This window comes from Mesorhizobium sp. M7A.F.Ca.CA.004.06.1.1 (assembly GCF_003999135.1).
GTDB lineage: Bacteria > Pseudomonadota > Alphaproteobacteria > Rhizobiales > Rhizobiaceae > Mesorhizobium.
In genome coordinates this window covers 1-6,354 of the sequence record NZ_RZPQ01000313.1, presented here as the reverse complement: position 1 = coordinate 6,354, position 6,354 = coordinate 1, and the positions used below count along the sequence as shown (strand labels likewise).

Genomic DNA, 6,354 nt, shown 5'->3' with positions numbered 1-6,354 from the left:
CATCTGGAGCGAGTGGTCGCAATCCGGCAGCGCCTCGATCGACCTGATGATGCAGTGGTCGCAAAAAGCCGTCGAGGGCCAGAAGTTCGACGTCGCGCTCGATTTCCTCGACCAGGTGGTGACTTTGCAGCCGACTTATGCCGAAGGCTGGAACCGGCGTGCCACCGTCCATTTCATGATGAAGAACTACGGCAAGTCGATGTCCGACATCGACCAAACGCTGCAGCTCGAGCCGCGCCATTTCGGTGCGCTGTCCGGCCTGGCGCAGATCATGGCGCTGACCGGCCACAAGCAATCGGCGCTCGAGGCCTGGCAGAAGGTGCTGGCCATCTATCCGATGATGCGCAGCGCCCAGGACCAGGTCGGCACGATTTCGGAGGAACTTGCCGGTGAAGGCATTTAAGGGAATAGGCAGTAGGGATTAGGCAGTAGGTCCAGACCGCTCTGCGGAACACACATGCCTACTGCCTACTGCCTACTGCCTACTGCCTACTGCCTACTGCCTACTGCCTACTGCCTACTGCCTACTGCCTACTGCCTACTGCCTACTGCCTACCCTACAACTTATCCCCCTCCACCTCGTATCTCCCCCATGAACCTGATCTACGCCGCCCTTGCCTTCCTGATGGCGCTTGTCTTCGGCTTTGTCGGCGTCACCCGCGTCGGGTCATGGCTGATCGAGCGTCGTAATCCGCCGATCGGCGAGTTCGCCGACATCGACGGCGCCCGCATCCACTATGTCCATGTTCCGGCGCCCGCCAATGCCGAGTTGCCGCCGATCGTCTTCATCCATGGCGCCAGCGCCAATCTCAGGGACCAGATGCTGCCGCTGCGCCCCTTGCTCGAAGGCCGCGCCGAAATGCTGTTCTTCGACCGGCCAGGCCATGGCTGGTCGGGTCGCGGCACCAACAACGAGAACCCGTCGGCGCAGGCCAACACCATTGCCGCACTGATGGACCATCTCGGCATCAAAAAGGCTGTCATCGTTGGCCATTCCTTCGGCGGCGTGGTGACATCGGCCTTTGGCCGCGAACATCCAGACAAGACACTCGGGCTCGTCTTTCTCGCACCGGCGACCCACCCATGGCCGGGCGGCGCAACCGCCTGGTACTACGATCTGACCACCATGCCGGTGCTCGGTTGGCTGTTTTCCGAAACGCTGACCTATCCGGCCGGAACCCTGCAGATGGCCGACGCCACCACCTGCGTCTTTTCGCCCAACAAGGTGCCGGACAATTACCTCAGCTCGGTCTCTATCCCGCTGGTGCTGCGACCAACAGCCTTTCGTGCCAACGCCACCGATGTCGCCGGGCTCTATCGCTACGCGCTCGCCACCGCACCGCGTTACGCCGAGATCAAGGCGCCGACCGTGGTGATTTCAGGCGATCGCGACAAGGTGGTCTATGCACATATCCATTCGGTCGGCCTGGCGCGCGACATTGCCGGTGCCGAACTCGTGTGGGTGCACAATCTCGGTCACAAGCCAGACTGGATCGCGACCGACCTGACCGTCGGCGCCATCGAGAAGGTCGCTGGCAAGAATATGGACCTGCCGGCGATGGCCAGGACCGTGGAGGCGCGCATCGCCGGCGACGCCTACGGCGCCGGCAGATGCGCCGATATCAAGGTACCGCAGGCCGAACTCGCGCCGACCTAAAGCGGGCCGCCTGAATCCGTTCAGAGGCGACACGCTTCAGGAATCTAGCGGCTGACTTGTGTGTCCGAACCGATATAGGCGATGCGCAGCATGTTGGTCGAACCCGGTGTCCGCAGCGGCACGCCCGCGGTGATGATGACGCGGTCGCCAGGCTTGCCGAAGCCTTCGTCGAAGGCGATGCGGCAGGCGCGATTGACCATGTCGTCGAGATCGACGGCGTCGGGTGAGACGACGCAATGCGTGCCCCACAAAAGCGACAGCCGCCGCGCCGTGTTGAGGATCGGCGACAGCGCGATAACAGGCACCTGCGGCCGCTCGCGGGCGGCGCGCAGGCCTGTGGTGCCCGATGCGGTGTAGGTGATGATCGCCGACAGCTTCAGCGTTTCGGCGATCTCGCGCGCGGCCAGCGAAATGGCGTCGGCGCCGGTCGCCTCCGGCTCGGAGCGCTGGGCGTTGATGATGCCGGCATAGGTCGGATCGGTTTCGACCTTGGTGGCGATACGGTTCATCATTGCCACAGCCTCGACGGGATAGGCACCCGCCGCCGATTCCGCCGACAGCATGATGGCATCGGCGCCTTCGAAGACGGCGATCGAAACATCGGACACTTCGGCGCGGGTCGGCACCGGTGCCGTGATCATCGATTCCAGCATCTGCGTTGCAACCACCACCGGCTTGCCGGCGCGGCGTGCGGCGCGCGTGATCTGCTTCTGGATGCCGGGCACCGCCTCGAGCGGCATCTCGACGCCGAGATCGCCGCGGGCGACCATCAGCGCGTCGGACAGTTCGATGATTTCGGCCAGCCGGGCGACAGCCTGCGGCTTCTCGATCTTGGCCATGATCAGCGCCCGCCCGCGTGCGATCTTGCGCGCTTCCGCCAGATCCTCCGGCCGTTGCACGAAGGACAGCGCCACCCAGTCGACGCCTGTGGCCAGCACGGCATCGAGGTCCTTGCGGTCCTTCTCGGTCAGCGCGCCGACCGGCAGATCGGTGTCGGGCAAGCTGACGCCTTTCTTGTCGGAAATCGTGGTGCCGGCGACGACGGTGCAGACGATCGACTTGCCGTCGCTCTTCACCGCCTTCAGCTCGAGCTTGCCATCGTCGATCAGCAGGCGATGGCCGGCTTCGACCGAGCTCAGGATTTCCGGATGCGGCAGATAGACCCTGGTCGAGGTGCCGGGCTCGGGATTGTCGTCGAGGGTGAAGGTCTGGCCTTGCGTCAGCACTTCCTTGCCATTGGCGAACTTGCCGACGCGCAGCTTTGGTCCTTGCAGGTCGGCCAGGATGCCGATCGGCCGGCCAACCGCTTCCTCGACAGCGCGGATGCGTCCGACCAGCGTGCGCATCAGTTCATGGTCGGTATGGCTCATATTGATGCGGAACACATCGGCGCCCGCTTCGAACAGTTTCTTCAGCATCTCCTCCGACGAGGAGGCCGGACCGATGGTGGCTAGGATCTTGACCTTGCGGCTACGTCTCATTGACTGTTTGTTCCCGGGGCGGCTGGAGCGCCTCCCGTTGTGGACTCATCGGTCAGCTGGACCATCCAGCTTGCCTGTTCGCCCGTGTCATATTCCTGGAATCCGGCGCGCTGGAAGCCCCGGGCAACGCAGTCGGTCACGCCTGCGATCTTGAACTCTTTTTCAGCCACGCACATGTTGATCGGGCCGTCCCAGCGTCCGCCGCGTTCGGCGTCTTCTGCATAAAGATAGTAAAACCTTGATGACAGCGGCCCTTCGATCAGCGTCTTGCAGCTCGATCCCTCGATGTGCCACCAGCCTTCGGTGATCCAGCCGGCCTTGGCGCGATAGCCGATGCCGACGCCGACCAGGTTCTGCGTGGCGTTGCAGACGCGGAAATCGGCACGCGCCGGCGAAGCCACGACCATGGCCGACAGGCCCATGGCAAGAGTGAGGAGCGGCATGGCAAAGGCAGAGCGCATGCGCTGCCCGCCGGCGGAACTCATCCGAAAACCCCTCAAAAACCACATCAGCATCTCTCTGCGCCCCTTTTCGGAAAAGTCCGGGCGCATGTCAACGCACCGTTTTGTCCAATTCCAATCGATTTAGAAAGGCTCCGGCGCACAATTCGCCGACGTGTGCCAGATTTCCCGGGAAACCTTGGCCAAACAACGGCATTGCGCAAGCGTCGTCTTCGTGGAATGACGATAGCACCCTCCCCGGAAGCCCGCGAACAGACCATTTCCCGCCAATGACCCGATCCACAGTTTTCGCGCCTTTCGACATCATCGAGGGCGACCGCAAGCGAGGCATCGTGCTGTTGGGCGATCATGCCCGTCGCGACCTGCCCGACGACTACGGCAGCCTCGGCCTGCCCTCGGCCGAGTTCGACCGGCACATCGCCTATGACATCGGCGTCGAGGCGGTGACGCGCGAACTGGCTGCCCTGCTCGGCGTGCCGGCGGTGCTCGCCAATTTTTCGCGACTGCTGATCGATCCCAATCGCGGCGAAGACGATCCGACGCTCATTCGCCAGCTTTATGACGGCACTGTCGTACCTGGGAATTACCCCATTACTGCCGATGAGCGCGAGAGGCGGCTCGACGGGTTCTACCGGCCCTATCACGACGCCGTCGGCGCCATGATCGCATCGGTCGCACAGGCTTCCGCCCAGACGCCCTTCATCTTTTCGGTGCATTCCTTCACCCCGGCCATGCAAGGAATCCAGCGTCCTTGGCACGTCGGCATCCTGTGGGACCTCGACGACCGCGTGGCGCGGCCGTTGATAGACATGCTGGCGCAGGACAGGAACCTCGTCGTCGGCGACAACGAACCCTATGACGGCGCGCTGCGCGGCGACACCATGTACAAGCATGCCATCGTCAACGGCTTCGCCCATGCGCTGATCGAGATCCGACAGGATCTGATATCGGACCAGAAGGGCGCGCTCGCCTGGGCCGAACGGTTGGCGCCGATCGTTGACGCGATCGACCGCCGTCCCGATATACATGTGGTGAAGATGTTCGGCTCGCGCACCGGGCCGCTATGACGGAGGTTTCGATGACCGAACTCAGCGACGAGCAGCAACGCGATTTCGAAGCGGCCGCCTTCCGCCGGCTGGTCGAGCATCTGCGCGAGCGCAACGATGTGCAGAACATCGACCTGATGAATCTTGCCGGCTTCTGCCGCAACTGCCTGTCGAACTGGTATCGCGAGGCAGCCAATGCCGAGGGCGTCGATCTCACCAAGGATCAGTCACGCGAGATCGTCTACGGCATGCCTTATGGGGAATGGCAGGCGCTGAACCAGACCGAGGCCTCCGACGCCAAGAAGGCCGAATTCGAGGCAAGGCGCCCCCAGGACCATTGACGCCGTCGCCCCAGCGATCGCTTAAGGCTATGTTTGGCCCAAAATGCTTCCCGAAAGAGCCTTGACTGAAAATTGAATCGATCTAATTTGCCGCGCGAAGCCATTTTCAGCGGGATTCGCCTCATGAACGCGTCAATTGCCAAGCTGACTGCCATTCGCGGACGATGGGCGCTCGCGGCCATTTTTCTCGCCAACGGCTTCCTGACGGGCAGCTGGGCGCCGCAGATCCCGGTGTTCCTGACCCGGCTGGAGATTTCGAAGTTCACGCTCGGCCTGCTGATTCTCTTATTCGGCGTCGGTGCCGTCGTCGCGATGACCTGGTGCGGCCATTTGATCTCCAGACATGGCTCGCGCACCGTACTGCGCTGGTTCGCCCTGTGCGGCAGCCTCGGTCTGATGGTCGTGGCGCTGGCGCCCAACGTACCGCTGGCGGCCGCGGCCATGATCATCTTCGGCGGCTCGATCGGTGGCATGGACGTTGCCATGAATGCCAATGCCGGGGTGGTCGAACGGCGGCTCTCCCGCGCCGTCATGTCGTCCTCGCACGGCTTCTGGAGTCTCGGCGGCTTCGCCGGCGGCGGCCTCGGCGGCTTTGCCATCCAGCACTACGGCCACCTCGCCCACGCGGCGGCGGTAACGGTGTTTGCCTCCGGGGTGATCGCGGTGGCCGTTCGCCATCTCCTCACCGAAGACAGACCGCAGGCGGCAGAGCACCACAAATTCGCACTGCCGGCAAACCCGCTGGTTTATCTGATCGGACTGATGGCGCTGCTGGCGATGATCTCCGAAGGCGCGGTGCTCGACTGGGCAGCCCTGTATCTGCGCCAGGAGCTCGGCGCCGATCTTGCCGTTGCCGGCCTCGCCTACGCCGGATTTTCGGGCGTCATGGCGGTTACGCGGTTCTTCGGCGACGGCATACGCAATCGCTTCGGCGCGGTGACGACGCTTCGCGTGTCGGCCCTCGTAGCCGCGGTCGGCATGCTGGTGGCTGGCCTGGCGCCCTCGCCCTGGCTCGCCATTGCAGCCTTTGCCTTTTGCGGCTTCGGCATCGCCAATATGGTGCCGATCATCTTTTCGGCCGGCGGCAACCAGGAAGGCATGTCTTCTGGCACCGGCATGAGCGTGGTCACCACTATCGGATACTGTGGCATACTGGTGGCGCCGTCGGCGATCGGCTTCGTTGCCGAGCACTCCAGCTTTGGCCCGATCTTCATCACCATGTCGGGACTGCTGATCATCGTGTTGCTGATGGCCGGGCTCGCTCACCGCGCCGAATTCGCGCCAGCACCCGCCGAATAGCGTTTCAGCTCCTCGTGGAGAAAATCCACCACCCGGCGGATGCGCACGCTGGTACGCACGTCGCGATGC

General features: G+C 63.4%; 7 protein-coding genes and 1 pseudogene. 5 read left to right on the top strand and 3 right to left on the bottom strand.

What is annotated here, in order from left to right:
• Nucleotides 1-403 (top strand): hypothetical protein (locus EN906_RS18875; RefSeq protein WP_127375299.1); only part of this gene is annotated, 403 nt, incomplete at its 5' end.
• Between the two features lie 189 nt (nt 404-592).
• Nucleotides 593-1,657 (top strand): alpha/beta hydrolase, encoded by a 1,065-nt coding sequence (locus EN906_RS18870; RefSeq protein WP_127272236.1) that lies wholly within the window; start codon nt 593-595, stop codon nt 1,655-1,657.
• Nucleotides 1,658-1,701: 44 nt separating this feature from the next.
• On the opposite strand, the gene pyk is transcribed toward EN906_RS18870, so the two are convergent.
• Together pyk and EN906_RS18860 are read right to left on the bottom strand one after the other, a co-directional pair.
• Nucleotides 1,702-3,138 (bottom strand): pyruvate kinase, encoded by a 1,437-nt coding sequence (gene pyk, locus EN906_RS18865; RefSeq protein WP_013529204.1) that lies wholly within the window; start codon nt 3,136-3,138, stop codon nt 1,702-1,704.
• Entirely contained in the window at nt 3,135-3,623 is a 489-nt protein-coding gene (locus tag EN906_RS18860) for a DUF1036 domain-containing protein (RefSeq protein ID WP_127266899.1), read from the bottom strand. The genes pyk and EN906_RS18860 overlap by 4 nt, the downstream gene beginning before the upstream one ends.
• A gap of 245 nt (nt 3,624-3,868) precedes the next feature.
• On the opposite strand from EN906_RS18860, the gene EN906_RS18855 reads away from it, so the two are divergent.
• The 3 genes from EN906_RS18855 to EN906_RS18845 all read left to right on the top strand — a co-directional run bounded on the left by EN906_RS18855 (nt 3,869) and on the right by EN906_RS18845 (nt 6,285).
• Nucleotides 3,869-4,666, top strand: a complete 798-nt coding sequence (locus EN906_RS18855; RefSeq protein WP_127266900.1) for an N-formylglutamate amidohydrolase — start codon at nt 3,869-3,871, stop codon at nt 4,664-4,666.
• Nucleotides 4,667-4,677: 11 nt separating this feature from the next.
• Nucleotides 4,678-4,986: a DUF1244 domain-containing protein gene (locus EN906_RS18850; protein ID WP_027037142.1), complete on the top strand. Its 309-nt coding sequence runs from the start codon at nt 4,678-4,680 to the stop codon at nt 4,984-4,986.
• 123 nt (nt 4,987-5,109) lie between these two features.
• Nucleotides 5,110-6,285 carry an MFS transporter gene (locus tag EN906_RS18845; RefSeq protein WP_127375298.1) on the top strand — a complete coding sequence of 392 codons (1,176 nt, stop codon included), beginning with the start codon at nt 5,110-5,112 and terminating at the stop codon, nt 6,283-6,285.
• Here the strand turns inward: EN906_RS18845 and EN906_RS38995 are convergent.
• A pseudogene (locus EN906_RS38995) lies at nt 6,249-6,354 on the bottom strand (LysR family transcriptional regulator); the annotation flags it as partial. The gene EN906_RS18845 and the pseudogene EN906_RS38995 sit on opposite strands and share 37 nt — an antisense overlap.

Coding starts and splice junctions, on each gene's coding strand:
- EN906_RS18845 (WP_127375298.1), top strand. CDS start 5,110: ATGAACGCGTCAATTGCCAAGCTGACTGCCATTCGCGGACGATGGGCG.
- pyk (WP_013529204.1), bottom strand. CDS start 3,138: ATGAGACGTAGCCGCAAGGTCAAGATCCTAGCCACCATCGGTCCGGCC.
- EN906_RS18850 (WP_027037142.1), top strand. CDS start 4,678: ATGACCGAACTCAGCGACGAGCAGCAACGCGATTTCGAAGCGGCCGCC.
- EN906_RS18870 (WP_127272236.1), top strand. CDS start 593: ATGAACCTGATCTACGCCGCCCTTGCCTTCCTGATGGCGCTTGTCTTC.
- EN906_RS18860 (WP_127266899.1), bottom strand. CDS start 3,623: ATGAGTTCCGCCGGCGGGCAGCGCATGCGCTCTGCCTTTGCCATGCCG.
- EN906_RS18855 (WP_127266900.1), top strand. CDS start 3,869: ATGACCCGATCCACAGTTTTCGCGCCTTTCGACATCATCGAGGGCGAC.